The sequence below is a fragment of the Lacrimispora sp. genome, from assembly GCF_047605665.1.
Taxonomy (GTDB): Bacteria; Bacillota; Clostridia; order Lachnospirales; family Lachnospiraceae; genus Lacrimispora.
This window is the reverse complement of record NZ_JASGFH010000036.1, coordinates 1-17,748: the sequence shown is the minus strand read 5'-3', so window position 1 is coordinate 17,748 and position 17,748 is coordinate 1. Positions and strand designations below refer to the sequence as shown.

18 protein-coding genes are annotated in these 17,748 nt (G+C 44.8%); 12 read left to right on the top strand and 6 right to left on the bottom strand.

Annotated elements, in window-relative coordinates; genetic code table 11:
- Positions 1 to 496: 496 nt before the first annotated feature.
- Together QM657_RS19465 and QM657_RS19460 are read left to right on the top strand one after the other, a co-directional pair.
- Positions 497 to 2,230 carry a DUF342 domain-containing protein gene (locus QM657_RS19465; protein WP_415068365.1) on the top strand — a complete coding sequence of 578 codons (1,734 nt, stop codon included), beginning with the start codon at positions 497 to 499 and terminating at the stop codon, positions 2,228 to 2,230.
- 14 nt (positions 2,231 to 2,244) lie between these two features.
- The gene (locus QM657_RS19460) at positions 2,245 to 2,622 is read left to right on the top strand and encodes a response regulator transcription factor (RefSeq protein WP_415068364.1); all 378 of its coding nucleotides are present in this window, start codon (positions 2,245 to 2,247) and stop codon (positions 2,620 to 2,622) included.
- 68 nt (positions 2,623 to 2,690) lie between these two features.
- Here QM657_RS19460 and QM657_RS19455 read toward each other — a convergent pair whose 3' ends face one another.
- The 6 genes from QM657_RS19455 to QM657_RS19430 form a co-directional block, all read right to left on the bottom strand.
- Positions 2,691 to 3,422 carry a lytic transglycosylase domain-containing protein gene (locus tag QM657_RS19455; RefSeq protein WP_415068363.1) on the bottom strand — a complete coding sequence of 244 codons (732 nt, stop codon included), beginning with the start codon at positions 3,420 to 3,422 and terminating at the stop codon, positions 2,691 to 2,693.
- Between the two features lie 34 nt (positions 3,423 to 3,456).
- Positions 3,457 to 4,515: an N-acetylmuramoyl-L-alanine amidase family protein gene (locus tag QM657_RS19450; protein ID WP_415068362.1), complete on the bottom strand. Its 1,059-nt coding sequence runs from the start codon at positions 4,513 to 4,515 to the stop codon at positions 3,457 to 3,459.
- Positions 4,512 to 5,876 carry an N-acetylmuramoyl-L-alanine amidase family protein gene (locus QM657_RS19445; protein ID WP_415068361.1) on the bottom strand — a complete coding sequence of 455 codons (1,365 nt, stop codon included), beginning with the start codon at positions 5,874 to 5,876 and terminating at the stop codon, positions 4,512 to 4,514. Before QM657_RS19445 ends, QM657_RS19450 begins: the two co-directional genes overlap by 4 nt.
- Before the next feature lie 128 nt (positions 5,877 to 6,004).
- A complete protein-coding gene (locus tag QM657_RS19440; RefSeq protein WP_415068360.1) occupies positions 6,005 to 6,655 on the bottom strand; it encodes a PilZ domain-containing protein in 651 nt (216 codons plus the stop codon).
- Positions 6,648 to 7,016 carry an EscU/YscU/HrcU family type III secretion system export apparatus switch protein gene (locus tag QM657_RS19435; protein WP_415068359.1) on the bottom strand — a complete coding sequence of 123 codons (369 nt, stop codon included), beginning with the start codon at positions 7,014 to 7,016 and terminating at the stop codon, positions 6,648 to 6,650. Before QM657_RS19435 ends, QM657_RS19440 begins: the two co-directional genes overlap by 8 nt.
- The gene (locus QM657_RS19430) at positions 7,003 to 8,424 is read right to left on the bottom strand and encodes a hypothetical protein (RefSeq protein ID WP_415068358.1); all 1,422 of its coding nucleotides are present in this window, start codon (positions 8,422 to 8,424) and stop codon (positions 7,003 to 7,005) included. The genes QM657_RS19435 and QM657_RS19430 overlap by 14 nt, the downstream gene beginning before the upstream one ends.
- A gap of 125 nt (positions 8,425 to 8,549) precedes the next feature.
- Between QM657_RS19430 and QM657_RS19425 the strand changes: the two genes are divergently transcribed.
- The 10 genes from QM657_RS19425 to fliW form a co-directional block, all read left to right on the top strand.
- On the top strand, positions 8,550 to 10,691 hold the full coding sequence (locus tag QM657_RS19425; RefSeq protein WP_415068357.1) for a chemotaxis protein CheW: 2,142 nt from the start codon (positions 8,550 to 8,552) through the stop codon (positions 10,689 to 10,691).
- 20 nt (positions 10,692 to 10,711) lie between these two features.
- Entirely contained in the window at positions 10,712 to 11,182 is a 471-nt protein-coding gene (locus tag QM657_RS19420) for a chemotaxis protein CheW (RefSeq protein ID WP_415068356.1), read from the top strand.
- A gap of 14 nt (positions 11,183 to 11,196) precedes the next feature.
- The gene (locus tag QM657_RS19415; protein WP_415068355.1) at positions 11,197 to 12,009 is read left to right on the top strand and encodes a CheR family methyltransferase; all 813 of its coding nucleotides are present in this window, start codon (positions 11,197 to 11,199) and stop codon (positions 12,007 to 12,009) included.
- Between the two features lie 126 nt (positions 12,010 to 12,135).
- Positions 12,136 to 13,182, top strand: a complete 1,047-nt coding sequence (locus QM657_RS19410) for a protein-glutamate methylesterase/protein-glutamine glutaminase (RefSeq protein WP_415068354.1) — start codon at positions 12,136 to 12,138, stop codon at positions 13,180 to 13,182.
- A 107-nt stretch (positions 13,183 to 13,289) separates the two neighbouring features.
- Entirely contained in the window at positions 13,290 to 13,607 is a 318-nt protein-coding gene (locus tag QM657_RS19405) for a flagellar biosynthesis anti-sigma factor FlgM (protein WP_415068353.1), read from the top strand.
- Complete coding sequence (gene flgN / locus QM657_RS19400) at positions 13,600 to 14,025, top strand: flagellar export chaperone FlgN (protein WP_415068352.1); 426 nt, start codon at positions 13,600 to 13,602, stop codon at positions 14,023 to 14,025. The genes QM657_RS19405 and flgN overlap by 8 nt, the downstream gene beginning before the upstream one ends.
- A complete protein-coding gene (gene flgK / locus QM657_RS19395; RefSeq protein WP_415068351.1) occupies positions 14,022 to 15,644 on the top strand; it encodes a flagellar hook-associated protein FlgK in 1,623 nt (540 codons plus the stop codon). Before flgN ends, flgK begins: the two co-directional genes overlap by 4 nt.
- Positions 15,645 to 15,653: 9 nt before the next feature.
- On the top strand, positions 15,654 to 16,688 hold the full coding sequence (locus QM657_RS19390) for a hypothetical protein (protein WP_415068350.1): 1,035 nt from the start codon (positions 15,654 to 15,656) through the stop codon (positions 16,686 to 16,688).
- 21 nt (positions 16,689 to 16,709) lie between these two features.
- Positions 16,710 to 17,315, top strand: a complete 606-nt coding sequence (locus tag QM657_RS19385) for a DUF6470 family protein (RefSeq protein ID WP_415068349.1) — start codon at positions 16,710 to 16,712, stop codon at positions 17,313 to 17,315.
- Positions 17,316 to 17,339: 24 nt separating this feature from the next.
- The coding region (fliW, locus tag QM657_RS19380; protein WP_415068348.1) for a flagellar assembly protein FliW at positions 17,340 to 17,748 on the top strand (409 nt) is incomplete at its 3' end.

Below are 17,748 nucleotides of genomic sequence, written 5' to 3'. Positions count from 1 at the left end.
TCTGAAAGAAGTTTTTTGCCGCCTGTTTCAGCGGCGAGTTATATCATAACAAAGGAAAGGACAAATGTCAACATATATTTTGCATTATTTTTACATTATTTTCAAATTCCATAATTGCCATATAAATGGAGGCCATATTGAGGATGAAAACTTTTTTACGAGCGTAAAAACCCTTCATCTGATTTTATCCTCAAACCAAAAACCCAACACAATAAAACCGTAAGACTCCGGATATCTTTCTTACCTCTCATTTGCATTCTTTCTTCGGTAACCTGTTTTTATATCTATAATCTTTTTATTTATTTTAGTAACCAAAAGCTGCTCTTATATTATATTTTCCATATTTTATGCCGATATAATAATAAGAGAATTTAAAAGTTAAACATTACATGTCAAACAATTCATCACTGAAAGCGGAACAGGAACACAGCGCCGCCCTTTCGCCTGTTCATTTAAAAAGAAAAACAGACATTATATTACGTTAGGGGAGAAAATAATGAAAGAAAAAAACAGAAAAGGATTATTCGGCCTTTTTCAAAATGTAAAACACTCCTCCCAGGATTCGGAGGAAGTCAAAAATTCTTCTGCCGTTTCACCGGAGGAAGCTGTTACAAAAACATTTGAAGAGGCTCCCATGAGCGGAACCGATCAGACAAGTTCTTCAACAGAGCCTTTTAAAGACGATGAACCGGCGGTCTCCTTCTTATCTATATGGGAACCTTCCGATGATCCCCTTCTTATCCGCATTAACGAAGATGTATTAAACATCGAATGCAGTCAGTTCACAACAAAGACCAGTTCTCTTTCAAATGTCTTTAAACGTACTGCTTCTGTTTCTCAGGAAGGGGAAGGTCCAGAGCCAAAACCCAGAGATGCCCAGCCTCAGCTTTATATTTCAAAGGATGGCATGGCGGCATGGATATACGTGATTCCCCCCTTTAACAATGGACGGAACATAAACGAAAAGGATTTAAGGGCAGTCCTTTCTCAAAATCATGTTACCACCGGCATTCTGGAAGACGCTCTCAAATCAATTGCAAATGACCTTATTTATGATCGCTCTGTACTGGTTGCCAAAGGAAAACTGGCCCGTAACGGAGTGGACGGTTCCATCAGCGACCATTATAAGCGGGTTCTTCACCTCGAATTTGAAGAAGACGAAAAGGGCTCTGTGGATTACAAGCATTTAAATAATATTCAGGCCGTGAAAGAAGGGGAGCCTGTCTGTGAAATCACCAGAGCTGTACCGGGGCAAAACGGCACCACCGTAACAGGAGGCCCATATCCCTGTACCATCAAAGGAACGGAAATCCCCGTGCCCGCCGGACGCAATACAGTGCTCAATAAAGAAGGAACTCTTTTGATTTCTCAGAAAACAGGCCATGTCACATTTTCAAACGGCAAATTTCATGTGGACCCTATTCTTAAAGTCAATGGAAACATCGACAACAGTACCGGAAACCTGGATTATGACGGAGATATTTTCATCAGCGGAGATGTGAGAAACGGTTTTTCCATAAAAGCCACGGGGAGCATTGACATCCGGGGCTCTGTAGAGGGTGCTGTCATCACAGCCGGCGGCTCCATTACCATTGCCAGCGGTATGTCGGGGAATGGAAAAGGGGTGCTGACTTCCGACTCCCATATAAAATGCCGGTATCTGGAGCATTGCTGCGTATCAGCCGGCGGAAGCGTATATGCAGAAAGTATCATTAACTCCAAGGTGGAAAGCGGCCAGGATATTGTGGTGACCTCAGGCATAGGAGCCATCATAGGAGGAACCCTTCTGGCTACCAACAATATCGATGCCCGCATAATCGGCTCCAAAGTGCGCAGACTGATTACCGAGCTGATCATTGCCAACACTCCGAAAAGCGTGGAAGAAACAGAAAAGCTGACCAGAGAATTGGAACAGCTCCATTATAATATGTCTGAAGTGAAAAAAAATATCAGTTATCTGGAAACCTCCCAGCGGGCGGACAAAGAACAGTTATTGGAACGTCTGAGGCAGGCGGAGGAATATTTAAATATCAGAGAGCAGGGAATTAGTAATCGCTTAGAAGAAATCGCCGCTGATACCTCGGTTCAGACAGGATTGATCAAATGCCAGCAGATTCTTCCAGTGGTTCGCATTCGAATGGGTGCTTCCGTCCTTTTAATTCAAGAGGAGTATTCCAAAAGCTTGATTTACAAAAATAATGAAGGCGAGATTGTCATTGGAAGTAATTAGAGGAGGGACGTTTTATGAGAAAAAGAATTATGATTGTTGATGATTCAATCGTAACGCGTAGTGAGATCGAACAGTTACTGATAGGAACAGACTTTGATGTGATTGGCCAGTGCCGAAGCGGTGAGGAAGCTTTGGAAGCCTACGAAAGGGAAAAACCTGATATTGTGACCATGGACATCATCATGCCGGGAATTGACGGAATTGAAACCTCCCGCCGCCTGCTGGAACGCTATCCGCAAGCAGGAATCATTATCATCAGTTCTCTGGTCTATAATCAGACACTGGAAATGGTAGAGTCTCTGGGGCCTTCCGTCCCCTTTGTGTTTAAACCCATTAAGAAATCTTATTTTATATCTGCTTTGCTGAAGGTATGTGATTCCCTTCCAAAATAATGATACTGTTTATAAAAAAATGACTGCTGCAAAATAGAATTCTACTTTGCAGCAGTCATTTTTAATTCTTATAAAAACATGGACCCGCCAGTCAGATCTTCTTCCTCAGACTGGCCGCCAATTCCGGCAGAAGCCATCTGCATCCGGATCTTCATCATCTCGATGAAATAGAGATAATCTGATTTATCCAATTCCTGATTACCGGTAAGTCCAAACCCTTCTGGAAAACCGCTTGAAAAGGCGTTCATAAAACTGACCGGTTCTGATGAGCTGTATTGAGGAGCGCTTAAAACCGCTTCCCCCTCTCCCATGTAGTTCATAATTTTCGTCACATATTCTCTGGTCTCTTTAAAGGGAGGTATGCCGCCGTATTTCTGCACATTATTGGGACCGGCGTTATATGCCGCCAGGGCAAACTCTACGTTCCCATTATAACGGTCCAGATTTTCCCTTAAGTACTTGGCGCCACCCATGATATTGCTTCGGGCATCATAAGGGTCAGACACTCCCAAAGATCTGGCGGTGGCAGGCATTAACTGCATCACTCCTGCTGCCCCTGCTTTTGAGGTGGCAGACGGATTAAAATTCGACTCTGCCTTGGCAACGGCCTTTAACAGCTTCTCAGAAACCCCATATCTTTTTGAAGCCTCTGAAAACATCTCATTTAAGTTTTCCGGAGCCTTTAAGACTGACTTCAGCACCTGCTTAAAGCTTCCTTTAGAAGCTTTCACCGCAGGCTCTTTCTGCCCTGCCTGAACCTTTGCAAAAGCAGACAATTTCAACTGGTCTATGCTTGTCAAAACACAATCCTCCTAAATTCAACAATTCCCATTTTTACGGAATCCATCTGCCGGAAGCATCCACCCAGTAGCTTCCCACGCTGGTGCTGCTGGCCATGCTTCCATCTTCATATAAATAATACCAGACGCCCGGCCGGGGCTGTATCCAGCCTGTCAGCATTTCTCCGCCTGCCGGATTTAAGTAATACCACTTTCCATTTATAAACTGCCAGCCAGTGGTCAGCTTCCCGTCTCCAGGATTCAAATAATACCACCTCTGGCCTGACAAAAGCCAGCCCGTCTGGCGGATTCCATTTCCGTCAAAGTAATACCAGTCATTTAAAATCTGCTTCCAGCTGTTTGTGGGAACGCCTCCATCCTCCTGCTTGTAGGTTTCCCCCTTCCAGGTGCCTGCCGTGTCCCCGTCGTATTCCATGATCACATCACTTGATGTGATATAATCTCCCTCTTTCATATATTTGCGGTCCTCGGAGGTAAAGCCAATGGCTTTGACTTCATAATAATAAACCGCATTTTTATCCATATATTCAGAAAGGTCCGCCATATTGGTTTCTACGGAAATCCGTTTTTTCAGCTTGTCATCGGCGTAAAGAGACACCTGATAACCGGTGGCAAACTCCACCTTTTTCCAGACAGCTTTTGTCTTGTTGCTGTCACTCCAGCCGGCAGCCACCGTATTGCCAAGCTTTACCACGGGGACGTAATCCACCTTTATTTCGAGGGTATTGTTGTCCACGGCCTTGGCAGAGACAAATTTAGCTCCTGTGATCTTGCACTCTGAGCGGTTATAGGAATCGGCAAATACCATGGTATCCGATGTAAGGAATACGCTGACCCTTTCATTCCTGCCTGCCTTCCACTTTTCAATATCCCGTTTCCAGACCGCATCACTGACAGAAGCGCCGGTTACCGTTGTCTTGATTTCCGGCATCAGAATTTCCTGGTCTCCGAATTCACTGGTAAATGTAAGATTGACGCTGCGGATCACCACTGATTCAGCACCATAAGCCATGGCCGGCACAAGAATTGCGAGAACCAGGACCGCTGCTGCTAACAAAAAGTTTTCCAGTTTTTTCATCTCAATTTTTTTCATTGTACCCATACTCCATCTTCATTGACAGGGAAACCGTCAATAACCCGGTTGACCGCCATGGTTCCATCCTGATTGAAATAGCGCCAATATCCGTCGATCCACTTCCAGCCCGTCACCATCACTCCGTCTTCATCCGTATAATAGGTCTGTCCGTTGCGGGTAATCCAGCCCTTTAACATGGCTCCCTCTAAGTTGCCCTGGAGTGTATTGAGATAATACCATCTTCCGGCTTCATTGAGCCAGCCCTTTTGCATGCCTCCCTGGGCTGTGAAGCAGTAATAATAGCCGTCTACCACCTGCCATCCGGTGGCTGCTGCGCCCATAGGAGCTGCATACCCGTTGTCCGGATAAAAATAATACCATGTGTCGCCGATCTTATTCCAGCCGGTAGCCATGGCTCCCTTGGAATCCATATAATAGATGTCTCCGCCCAATAAGAACCAGCCGGTCACCATCTTCCCTTCCCGGTCAAAGCGGTACCAGACTCCGTCAAGAACCAGCCATGAATCAGCATGGACCGTTCCGTCTGCATACCGGTAATACCAGATGCCGGACTGCTGCTCCCAGCCTTCCTTAGCCTGTGCATCTGCCGGAACTCCGGGAAGTTTATCAGCTTCTTTTCCGGTTCCGTCTGATACATCCCGGTCTCTGATAACCAGTTCATCGGACTCCACCCAGCCGCTTTTCTTTCCATTCTTTAATTCATCCTGTTTGTAGGGAACGGAGCGGATTTTAAAGTAATAAGTGCCTTCTTCCGTCATATAGGGATAGAAGTTATAAGTAGTGGCCTTTACCTGCTCTTTTTTCAGGATAACGGATTTTCCCCGGTACAGCCAAATCTCATAGGCTCCCGAAGTGTTATCTCCCTTTTCCCATACCGCCTGTCCAAGCCTTGTGTCCTTCCAGCCCACATCATCAGGTTCCGCATACAGTCCCTTAATGGCTTTGGCCCTTAAGGTCACCACCAGATCGCTTCCGTTTCGTCTGGCGCTGACATAGGAACCGCCGTTGACCTTTATCTTGGAGGCCTCATAAGAGGACTTAAAGTAAGCATCGTATTCATCAGAAGGAGTGAGTGTAACACTCATTCTCGGCTCTTCTCCAATGGTCATGTCCTTTGAAGTGGATGTGACCCATTCGGCATCAATGACCTTATACTGTTTTGCGCCTGATGTCACATAGGCTTCCGCATCTGTCTTATCAATCTCGATATCCGGCAAACGGTCTCCTGCCTCGATGTTCAGCCCCACCTTAATACTGACTGAACTGATGGCCTCGGAAGCCATCGCCTTACCGGGAATGAGGGTCAGGCAGACTGCCAGAATCATAGTGACTGCCGAAACTCTCTTTTTGGATTTCATGTAATCACTCCTTTATGTAATGTTGTAATTACTATTTTACCATAAAAAACCAGTTCCCAATCTTACAGTTTTCTTTCCATACTTACAAAATATTAACATTAAAAGCAGAATTAGTCAAATTTGTAATATTATAACAGGGTCTTTCTTCTTTTCAACTGCTCCTGGAAGGTGAACTTCCGGACCAGCGATTCCTGATAGGTGGTCATATCAAAGAAACGGCTTCCATACCGGAAGTATGGTTCGTCCTCTTCTTTGGACAGCCTTTCAGCCCACAGCACCTGGCCCTTGAGCCTGGTGCAGCCCGTATCTGTATTAAAAAGAAACGAATAGATCTGATCTACCATCAACTGATGCTTTGATTCAAATCCAATTCCTCCTGCGCTGACATCCTTTATTTTGGCATCCACCTGGATTACCTTTCCATCCGGGTCCGCAATCTCCATTACAACAGGAAGAGAAGCCCTAACCTTCAAGTCACGTCTTCTCTGTTCCGAACCCATCATTTCATCAATATGACAGGGAACCTTATAGATGGCCCTGCCAATTTCCCCTACTTCTTCTCCGGTGATCTTCACCCTTGCAGACAAGCTGCATTTGCATGTGACAAGGCCCTGTATTCCGTCATAAAACACGACTACGCTCTCCGTGTTCACTTTATCCATATCCTCTTCCTCAAATATGAGGCCAATGCTGTCACTATGGGCATCCACCACTCTCACTTCTGCAAGGAAAACTCCATTTAAAGAATAAATACACGCTTTTTCACACTCATTAAACATCGTTCTGACCCACCATTTCTTCTTTTATTGATTCTTCTTCCCCATCCTCCACGTCTTCTTCAGAGGCGGCTTCTTTGGGCTCTGCCGGCGCGCCGGGCGCATAATTCAAAAAGTAAACATAGATATCCACGATGGCCTGATACAGTTCATCCGGTATCTGGCTTCCAAGTTCAAGCTGGGTCAAAAGAGTTGCCAGGGAGTTGTCCTCGTAAACAGGGACACCGTTTGCATTGGCAGTTTCTATGATCTTTTCCGCCATATACCCCATTCCGGATGCTACAATCACAGGCGCCGAATTCTTCGCCTCATCATATTTTAAAGCTACCGCTTTTTTATTCAATGTGTTCTTAAATTCTGACATCGACTGAACTTATCCTTTCCTGGATTTTGGGAAATACTTCCAGAGGGGAGGAGGGTCCGCCTCCTGCCTGGAGATAAACATTCTCCGCCCGGAAATGGTGCCGCTCAAGAATGGCCTTGATTCCCTTTTGAATGCCTGCTTCTGCTTTCTGCAGCTTTTCCGGATAAAATAACTGGAGAGAGGCTGCGTTGTCCCCATAGAGGAGGACCAGCTTAAACTGCCCCAGATCCCTGATATCGAACTTCACGAATATCCTGGCGGTATGCCTTACGCCTGTCTGGGTGCTGCTGCCTGACTCATCGGGATCAATCCACATTTCTGAAAACATTTTCCGGCCGTCTATCTCCACCGGAAATGCCAGGTGCAAAAGGGGCATATAAACGCTCTCATTTAAGACCAGAGACTGAAGCATGCTCTGAAATGCCTGCTTGTTCTCAAGCCCTGTTCCTCCGGTCACACCTGTCTTTAAAAAGTCCACAAACTTATCTGCCCACTGGTTTTTTCCGGCAGCCTTATCCATGTCCACCTGATCCAGCATCTGGTCAAACTGTTCTGCCGTCATGTCCCCGAAGAATTTCCGGAAGCCCTGATAACCTGAAAGCCTGGAAAATGACTGTAACACTTCCTGCCTGCTGCCGTTCTCATATCTGGCCATGAGAATGGTCAAAAGGGATATCTTGTCCCTGATGGTGCCCATGTCATGGGTGTTTGCCACATAGCGTGCAAGGAATGGCAGGATCTTTTCCTTTAAAAGGGCGCTGTTTTCCCCAGTCTCTCCCTGGGGCGCCGCCATATCCAGTTCCTGCAGCATAGCGTCGATCTCTTCCCTGGTCTGTCTAAAGACATAACCTTCCATATCCTGTATGGTATTAAATATATCATGAAGGAGGTGCTTTCCGGAAGACATATCGTTAAATTTCTTAATAAAATCCAAAATTTCTGCTTTTAAGTCTATGGAATTGGTCTCCGCCATAGCCTCCCGCAGCCGGTCAAATATCCCCCCGCTGAAACGGACTGCCGATTCCGCCTGTTCCTTTAAAAAAGGAAAGACCTCTTCCCCTTCCATCTGTGCCGCCTCAAAAAAAGAAGCGATCTGCTGTGCGGCTTCATCTCCCATGACTCCGCCTGTCAGCATCTCTTCTCCCTGGAAAAAAATATCGGTAAATATAGCCGACATATCCGGCATGCTCTTTACCATATTTAAAAATGCGCCAAAATTGGAACCATACCGGAAGGCAAGCTGCTGCTCCCCGTTTCTTCCGGCATCAGTCCTGTTGTCCCCGCGCATGACTCTGGTGGGGTCAATGGGATTTTGGATATGGGGCCCCTGACCGGCCTGGGGCGGGGTTTTAACCGTTGTATTATCGTAACCGGAAAGCGGAGTGGTTACTTTTAAAATATCTGCCATAATATGCCTCCATTTAACTGCTGATTCATATATTTTTCAAAAGGATACCGAATTTACTATTATCTTTTAGTCAGCCATACCGATAAACATATATATACTAAACTAGACAAGGCGGTGTAGATATTATGGATAACGGCATGGATAATATGCTTGATATGTATCTCTTTGAAACCAATTCCCTACTGGAGCAATTAGATGAACTCCTGATAGAAGCCGAAAAAGCAGGCGATTTTACAGTGGATGATGTGAATGAAATTTTCCGTATCATGCACACTGTCAAAGGTTCCTCTGCAATGATGGAATTCTCTTCTTTAATGCAGATCGCGCATCACATTGAAGATTTGTTCTTTTTTATCCGGGAAAATGGTCTGGACTCTCTGGACAGTTCCCACAAAAGCATTCTTTTTGACCTGATGTTCCGTTCTACGGATATGCTTCGCGCTGAGGTTTCAAAGGTTGAAAATAACAAGCCGCTTAGTGATAATGTCGACAATCTGACCCAGGAAATTAATAGCTTTCTCAAAAAAATCAGCAAGGAGAACCATTCTCCTGCCAAAGAAGAAAAACCTTCCGAAGCTGTCAAGGCCCAGGAAGCTTCCCAGGAGACTCCTGATTTAGCATCCCTCGCTTCTGCCGCCACTTTGGAAGAGATCCGTATCGATCTGGCAGAATGCCCCAATGACCCGGCTGCTTTCTTCCTTCGCATCTTCTTTGATGAGGGATGCGGAATGGAAAATCTCCGGGCTTTTATGCTGATCAGTTCCTTAAAAGAATCAGGTCTGGAGTTTAGCTTTTATCCCAGCGACGTGGAAACAAACAGCTTAAGCTGCGGCACCATCATCGAAAAAGGCTTTTTCCTCGCTTTCCAGTCACGGGAGGAAGCGGATTCAGCCATATCACAGATCAACAATTTAAACAATATCCGTTCCTACGAGCTGATTGAAAACCCACGGGGCAAAGCTGCTCCTGTTTCAGAAAAGAAAAGCGCGCCGTCAGCCTCCGCTCCGGCTGTCAGGGAAAGCTCCGCTGCTGCAGTCACTCCTGCCGCTAACAACGGACATCAGATGCCCAGCAAGCAGAACTTAATCAGTGTAAATCTGGCAAAGCTGGATAACCTGGTGGCTATCGTAGGCGAGATCGTTATTACCGAATCCATGGTGACCTCTTCTCCTGAGATTCAGAACTTAAAGAATCTGGACAGCTTTTTAAAGGCCACCAGACAGCTTCGCAAGCTGACTGATGATCTGCAGGATATCGTTATGTCCCTGCGCATGGTGCCTGTATCCGGCGTGTTCCAGAAGATGAACCGAATCGTCCGGGATATGAAGCAGAAGCTTAAAAAAGACGTTCGCCTGACCATCATCGGTGAAAATACAGAAGTGGACAAGTCCATCGTGGACAGCATCGGCGATCCTATCATGCACATTGTCCGCAACTCCATGGACCATGGAATAGAAGAAACGGCTGAAGAGCGTATTGCAGCAGGAAAAGATCCTCAGGGAGAGCTGGTCCTTTCCGCAACCCATACGACCAATGAAGTAATCATCTCCATCAGCGACGACGGACGGGGTGTCAATCCGGCAGGCGTTCTTGCAAAAGCAAAGAGAAACGGAATTCTCACCAAGCCGGAAAGCGAATATACCCAGAAAGAAATTCTTGCTCTTCTTCTCGCCCCAGGTTTTTCCACTAATGAAGTGGTCACCGAATTTTCCGGCCGCGGGGTTGGCATGGATGTGGTGAAGAAGAATGTAGAAAACATCGGAGGCACCATAAGCATTACCAGTGAATTGGGCAAGGGAATGTGCACCACCTTAAAAATCCCGCTGACCATGGCCATTGTGGACGGTATGGAGATTTCCGTTGGAAAATCCGTCTTTACCATTCCAATTGCAAATATCCGCCAGTCCTTTAAGGTGAAGAATGAAGACGTGATTTACGATACAGAGGGCAATGAGATGGTTAAAACGATGAACCAGTTCTACCCCATCGTCCGCATTCACAGGCTTTACAATATCGAGACAGAAATCACAAGCATTGAAGACGGTATTCTGGTTTGGGTGGAATCCGGCGACAAATCTTACTGCCTCTTTGTAGATGACCTTTTAGGCGAGCAGCAGGTTGTTGTAAAGCCCCTTCCGGTATTCTTAAACAGCTTCAATATCAAGGATTCGGGCATCAGCGGCTGTACCATTCTGGGTGACGGCAATATCAGCATCATATTAGATGTTTTGAACCTGTATGCCGCATCACACAACCAGTATTATTAATTGAAATTGGAGGAATACAAATGCCAGCAGAAAATACAGCTACAGCCGAAGATTTTACTTCCGGCCGGACAGAGACCACAGAACGCTATTTAACCTTCCGCACAGATAATTTAACATTTGGCGTGAGCACCAATTTTATCATTGAAATCATTACCAACCATACCATTACCGCCATGCCCATGGTTCCCGGTTATGTAAAGGGAATCATCAACTTAAGAGGACAGATCGTTCCCATCATGGATATCCGTTCCAGACTTGGCAAACCGGATATTGAATACACCAGTTCAAGCTGCGTCATCGTGCTGAACGTGGATTCTGTATTTTTAGGAATCATCGTGGATTCCGTGGAGCAGGTTCTTGACATCGATTATTCCAGAATCTCACCGGTTCCGGCCAGTAACCGGGAAGAACTGGTCAGCGGCATGATCTCATTGCCGGATAATCACGTTGTCCTTCTTCTGGATTGTGAAACCTTAGTCAATAACTCATAAAGGACGGCTATTTTATGTTAACAATTTCGCAGCAGGATTTCATACGGCTGGTGGACTTCGTAAAAAAGAATTACGGAATCGACTTATCAAAAAAGATGCAGCTTATTATGGGAAGATTGTCAAATACCATCACAGCCATGGGATTTACTTCCTTTACGGACTATGTGGATCACATTCTTTCATCAAAGAATCCGGCTGATCTGGAAATAATGCTTAACAAGCTCACCACAAACTATACTTATTTTATGCGGGAGGAAGCACATTTTAAGTTCTTTCGTGATACCATTCTTCCGTATTTACTGAGCACAAAAAAGAACAAGGTCTTGAGTATCTGGAGCGCCGGCTGTTCTTCCGGCGAAGAACCTTATACCATTTCCATGATCATCAAGGAGGCCCTGGGGGCGCAAGCCGCCCTCTGGGACACCAGGGTTCTGGCTACGGATATTTCCCAAAATGCTTTAAAGGCTGCAAAGGAAGCCGTGTACGACGAGGATTCCTTAAAAAACCTTTCTCCTGAATGGAGATCGAAATACTTTGTAAAAACCAGGGAACAGAATTTGTACTCCGTTTCCCCTGCGATCAAATCAAATGTCATTTTTCAGACCTTTAACCTGATGGACCCCATCCGGTTCCGGCTGAAATTTGATGTGATTTTCTGCAGAAACGTCATGATTTACTTTGACCAGAACACCAAGGATGGTTTGATCCAGCGTTTTTACGACGCAACTGCTCCGGGAGGATACTTACTCATCGGACATTCCGAAACAATCAACAAAGAAAAGACCGCTTACCGGTATCTGATGCCGGCCACATATCGAAAAGAATGATCTGCGTAATATAAAATCTATTTACTGCCGCGAAAGCTATACGCCTCAGTAGATGGATTTTATATTACACGGATTGCTGAAAGGAATTTGGATTCGCCTTCGGCTTAATAACAGGAGGAATAAATTATGACGAATAAAATCCGGGTTTTCATAGTAGATGATTCCCTGCTGTTTCGCAAGGTATTAATAGATAATCTCTCGAAAAATCCCAATATAGAAGTGATCGGATATGCTGTTGACGCATTCGACGCTGAGCGCAAGATTCCCATGCTAAAGCCGGACGTAGTCACTCTGGATGTGGAAATGCCCAGAGTCAATGGCATTGAATTCGTGAAAAAACTACTTCCAAAGTATCCGGTTCCGGTTATTTTGGTTTCTTCTCTCAATTTAAACGTATTCGAGGCCCTCTCTGCAGGTGCCGTAGACTTTGTCAGAAAGCCTGATATGTCCAGCAGCAATTCCGCTGGCACATTTTTAAATACGTTAATCAGCAAGATTTTTATTGCTTCCCGCGCTGCCATCAAAGTTCCTGCCGCTTCTGCGGCCCCCAGGGAGGCTGTAAGGGTGCCCATGGGAAAAACGGCGTTCAGCTTAAATGCCTCCAATACCATCATCGCCATCGGCGCTTCGACAGGCGGTACAGAGGCCACATTGCAGGTCCTTAAGGAGCTTCCCGCGGATACACCCGGAATTGTGGTAACCCAGCACATGCCGGAAGGTTTTACAAAAATGTATGCAGACCGTCTAAACCGTCTCTGTGCCATGAGCGTAAAGGAAGCCAAAAGCGGAGATGCAATTGAAAGGGGACAGGTTCTCATCGCCCCAGGCGACCTTCAGATGAAGGTGGTCAAAACAGGCAGCCGTTATACCGTAAGCTGCTACTCCGGAGAAAAGGTCAGCGGACACCGTCCCTCAGTGGATGTGCTGTTTCAGTCTGTGGCAGACACAGCCGGGGCCTCTTCCGTCGGAATCATCATGACCGGAATGGGACGGGATGGAGCAAGCGGACTTCTCAGCATGAGAAAAAAAGGCGCATTTACCATCGGTCAGGACGCGGAAAGCTGCGTCGTTTACGGTATGCCCATGGTGGCCTACAACATCGGGGCTGTGACCAGGCAGGTTTCCTGTTCCGGCATCGCCGGCGTACTGATGAAACACTTAAGTTCACTTTAATTTAATAAAATTCCTTTGTGTAAAGTTAATATTTCGTTGAAATTGACGATATTATAAATGTAGTGAAAAACAGAAGCATTTCCAAGTCTCTTAGAAAGGAGTAAAAAATGCGTATTTCTACGAATTATCTCAGTACGCTGTATAATACCTCCATGACACGACAAAATCAGAATGAAATCAGCCCTTCTGAATCCGGAAAAAACAATTACGATGAAATTACTATCCGCTTTGCTTCCCCGGAAGCAAGGGATTCTAAATTTGCCTCAACCCTCAAAAATGTACTTATGAATGAAATCAGACAGACCCCTTCAGAGGAAAAGCTGGACCGTTTAAAACAGAGGATTGAAAACGGAACCTATCAGGTAGATGCCAACAAGATCGCTGAAAGAATTCTTCTATACAAAGGAGCGGATTCCAATGAATGATTTTATCGCTGTAATTGAAGAATTGATCCAGTTATTTCAAAAACTGACTGAGATCGAACAGTTAAAACTGGAGGCCGCAAAAAAGAACCGTGTCACTTATGTGGAAGACTGCATGAATCAGGAGCAGGCCGCCATATTAAAGCTGAGAGGTCTTGATAAAAAGCGGGAGCAGTGCCAGGAACGGCTTGGCTTTAAGGGATATACCTTTCAACAGATTCTTTCAGAGGTGCCGGAAGACGAACCGAACCGTTTGAAAGAACTGTTTGACCGGCTCTCCTATCAGGTCAGGCTGTTCCAGGAAATAAGCGACAGCGCACGCACTATGATTGAAATAAATCTTCACATGATAAATAAGGCCATTAAGAATTCCCAAAATGAAGTGGCTCCAGATAAAGCAAAGTGGGAGGGACTACTATGACACGTTCTACCTTTTCCGGTTTTACCATCGCCCAACTGGCCATGACTGCCAGCCAGCGGGCTATTGATGTGACCGGACAGAATATAGCAAATATCAACACACAAGGATATACCAGACAGAGGGTAGACCTTGTAAGTTTAAATACAAGGGGCGCTGATGCCATGAGAACCGGACCGGGTACCAAGATCGGCTACGGTGTAGAAATCACGGGTATCTCTCAGATCAGAGACCCTTTTCTTGATGTCCAGTTCCGGAACCAGATCGCCAAGGTGGGAACTGCAGACGCCCGTCAGGCTACTTTAGATCAGCTGGCTGATATCTTTGATGAAACTGATGACGAAGGTATCAAAAGGGCTCTCAGTGATTTTAAATCCAGTCTGGACAAGCTTGCTTCCAATGCCGGCAGCAGTGAATTTGACAGCATTGTCCGTTCCAGAGCCCAGGTACTTGTAAACTACATTCACCAGAAATCAACTGATTTAAAAAGCGTCCGTGAAGAAACCATTAACGGTCTGGAAAATTCCGACGTTCCCACCATCAATGGCCTTCTTTCTGATATCGGCGAATTAAATGACGCTATCTGGAAAAGCCAGGTGCAGGGCAATCCAGCCCTGGAACTTCTGGATGAGAGAAATAATAAACTTGACGAACTTGCCAGCTATCTTCCGATCAGTGTCACTTACAATGATGTAGTGGTTGCCACAGGAACAAAATTCGAATATCCGGTAGTGAAATTCAGAGGTTCCGATGGAATGACTTATAACCTTACAGCAGGTGAACACGGGGAAAATGTAGCTTCCATTTCTTCAACACGGAACAAAGGAATAACCGGAGAGTTCGATGGAACTGTTTCTATTTCATTGATTCCGGCCAGCGACTTTCCCAAAGAATCCGACGTAAGCACCCTGAGTACAGACATCACCAAATATCTGAAAGAAGGAAGCTTAAAGGGAGTTGTAGATGCACTAAATAAATCTGGTGAACTAGATGTTCCGTCTACAGACTTCAGAGGAATCGGATATTATGAGAAGTCTTTTGAAGCTTTTGTGCAGAGTTTTGCAAAAACCTTTAATGAACTGAATAAGAATACAGATCCATCTAACACCAAAAACTTCGATTTATTCCAGACCTCAGACGGAAGTCTTCGCTTTACAGCCAGCAACATTAAGATCTCTGATGACTGGATGAATAACAGTATTCATATTATCTCTGCTTACAAAGACGAAGGTACCACTGCCAACGACAACATCATGAGAATGTTGAAAGCCATGGATGAGGAACGGGTCTTCAAATATGAATACACTTACAAAGACAGCAGCGGAATGATTCAGTCCGATTATATCACTCATTACACCGGCAGTTTTTCCCAATGCTACTCCAACCTTGAAAATACCCAAGGTATCGATAGTTCTGCCAATAGTGCCATACTCAATAACCATGTATCTGTGCTTCAGCAAACCTCAAATAATAAGGATTCTGTGTCAGGTGTTTCCCTGGATGAGGAAGGAATCAGCCTGATGCAGTACCAGAGATCCTTTTCAGCCGCTGCCCGCCTTATGACAACCCTGGATGAGGCACTGAATATATTAATCAATAGTACAGGCCTTGTAGGACGATAGGAGGTTCCAATGAGAATTACAACGAATGCAATCTTAAGAAATTATAAAAGTAACCTGGGCACTTCCATATCTAACTTAAACAAGTCAAGAACCCATGTTATGACTCAGAGAAGCTTTAACTCGGTTGCAGAAGATCCAGCTTCTGCTGCCCGCGCTTCTCAGCTTCACCGCAAATATTACACAAATCTGGACAACTTAAATACCTTAGAGGATGTTCAGTCCCGGCAGGATGGTCAGGAAGATGCCCTTATGCAGATATCCAACGCCATTCGAACCATCAGTTCAGATTATAACGTTCAGGCCATGAACGGTGACAAGCAAACAAAGGAAACACGGGCTACTTTTGCATCTGCTATTCGACAGTTTCAACAGTCCATGACATTAAGCCTTAACTCTACTTATGAGGATACATTCCTCTTTGCCGGGACAGACGGTAAAAATCCACCCTTTGAGTTGAAAGATGACGGAAAACTCTATTATAGAGGTATTGATGTAAATTCTGTAGATGATACTCCAGCTAAAGTCCTTGATCCCAATTCTGATTATAAGAAGCTTCAGAAGTTCCAGGAAGAAAAACTTTATGTTGATTTAGGTATGGGGCTTTCTTTTGACAACATCAGTCAGCATATAGTTTCTTCCAGTGCATTTAATGTTTCTCTTCCCGGCATCAAAGCCATTGGATTCGGAAAAGATGGAGATTTAAACAACAATGTCATCACCTTAGCCGGTCAGTTAGCCGATGCCCTGGAAGCGGATCAATTTGATGCTGAGAATTATGGAAAACTCATGGATAAGTTTAAAACAAAACAAACTGATGTACTAAACCAGATTACAGACCTGGGAGTTAAAGCAGAATTTTTAAATACAACGAAAGAGCGTCTTACAAATAATGATATTTCCTTGCAAGAACAGATGGTAAAAGTGGAAGGCGTTGACACGGCAGAAGCAATCAGCGATTATATGTGGAATCAGTATGCGTACAATGCTGCCCTCAAGGTAGGAACCAGCATCTTATCTCCCTCTTTTATTGATTTCATGAAATAGACTTGATAGGAGGTGTGTTATATGGAACCATTGCTTAAGATTACTACTACACCAATGGAATACGAACTGAAAATACAAAGGGCAAGATTGGAATATTCGAGTTCAAAATCTGAAGTTATTAATAATCATACCAAGGGTGGCTTCACCATGGAAAACCACCCTATCAAGCTACACCTTGATACTTACGATGCCCGTAATTCAGTTTGTCCGACTACAACAGAAAGCGTGCGTCAGGCGGCCAGCAAAGGCAAATCTGCCGCTATGGAGGCCACCGCTACCTATGCAAAGGAGAGTGCTATGTTACTAAGCCCCAATTCAAATGCGCTTAATCAGATATTCACCCAGCGCGCTCAGCAGCCTACAGGAGAATTCGGACTGCGTTTCATTCCTAACACCGGCCCTGAGATTGAATGGTCTGATCCTGACTTATCGATGCAATATCAGATGGACAGGCTGAGTTTTGATATAAAAGTGGCAAATGGAAATTTTGAATTCATACCAGGAAGTGTTGAGATGTCAATCACTCAGATGCCTGATGTAAATATTGAATATATTGGCAAGCCAATTTATGTCCCACCCAGTTCAGCCAATTTATTTAGCCATGCCCCAATGGATGTTCTCGCTTAATTTTTTACTCTCGGAGGTTTTACCATGGAAATCAATACCCAATACTTTGGCAGGATTTCTTGTTCAGAAGAAGAGTTTATCCATTTTTCTGATGGGCTGTTCGGCTTTAGTGACTTAAAAAATTATGTTCCCCTGGCGTTTCAGGAAAATAGCGATGCTATGATCTGCCTTCAGTCTTTGGAGGATTCAAGTGTTTCATTTATCCTTATGAATCCATTCCAATTTTATGAAAAGTATGAACCAAAATTATCAAAAGAGGATCAAAAACTTTTAAAAACAGAAGACCTGGAAGATGAGGTTTCTTATTATGTAATCAGTGTGATTCATGATCCCATGGAAGAAAGCACAGTAAATTTAAAAGCCCCCATTGCAGTGAATACGAAAAGCCGTGAAGCCAGACAAATCATTCTGGATAATCCGCTTTATCGTTTCC

Bases quoted from the DNA above. Each gene is read 5' to 3' on its own strand.
- QM657_RS19420 (WP_415068356.1), top strand. From the start codon at position 10,712: ATGCCAGCAGAAAATACAGCTACAGCCGAAGATTTTACTTCCGGCCGG.
- QM657_RS19385 (WP_415068349.1), top strand. From the start codon at position 16,710: ATGGAACCATTGCTTAAGATTACTACTACACCAATGGAATACGAACTG.
- QM657_RS19390 (WP_415068350.1), top strand. From the start codon at position 15,654: ATGAGAATTACAACGAATGCAATCTTAAGAAATTATAAAAGTAACCTG.
- QM657_RS19460 (WP_415068364.1), top strand. From the start codon at position 2,245: ATGAGAAAAAGAATTATGATTGTTGATGATTCAATCGTAACGCGTAGT.
- QM657_RS19450 (WP_415068362.1), bottom strand. From the start codon at position 4,515: ATGAAAAAAATTGAGATGAAAAAACTGGAAAACTTTTTGTTAGCAGCA.
- flgK (WP_415068351.1), top strand. From the start codon at position 14,022: ATGACACGTTCTACCTTTTCCGGTTTTACCATCGCCCAACTGGCCATG.
- QM657_RS19410 (WP_415068354.1), top strand. From the start codon at position 12,136: ATGACGAATAAAATCCGGGTTTTCATAGTAGATGATTCCCTGCTGTTT.
- QM657_RS19445 (WP_415068361.1), bottom strand. From the start codon at position 5,876: ATGAAATCCAAAAAGAGAGTTTCGGCAGTCACTATGATTCTGGCAGTC.
- QM657_RS19415 (WP_415068355.1), top strand. From the start codon at position 11,197: ATGTTAACAATTTCGCAGCAGGATTTCATACGGCTGGTGGACTTCGTA.
- QM657_RS19440 (WP_415068360.1), bottom strand. From the start codon at position 6,655: ATGTTTAATGAGTGTGAAAAAGCGTGTATTTATTCTTTAAATGGAGTT.
- QM657_RS19430 (WP_415068358.1), bottom strand. From the start codon at position 8,424: ATGGCAGATATTTTAAAAGTAACCACTCCGCTTTCCGGTTACGATAAT.
- QM657_RS19425 (WP_415068357.1), top strand. From the start codon at position 8,550: ATGGATAACGGCATGGATAATATGCTTGATATGTATCTCTTTGAAACC.
- flgN (WP_415068352.1), top strand. From the start codon at position 13,600: ATGAATGATTTTATCGCTGTAATTGAAGAATTGATCCAGTTATTTCAA.
- QM657_RS19435 (WP_415068359.1), bottom strand. From the start codon at position 7,016: ATGTCAGAATTTAAGAACACATTGAATAAAAAAGCGGTAGCTTTAAAA.
- QM657_RS19405 (WP_415068353.1), top strand. From the start codon at position 13,290: ATGCGTATTTCTACGAATTATCTCAGTACGCTGTATAATACCTCCATG.
- QM657_RS19465 (WP_415068365.1), top strand. From the start codon at position 497: ATGAAAGAAAAAAACAGAAAAGGATTATTCGGCCTTTTTCAAAATGTA.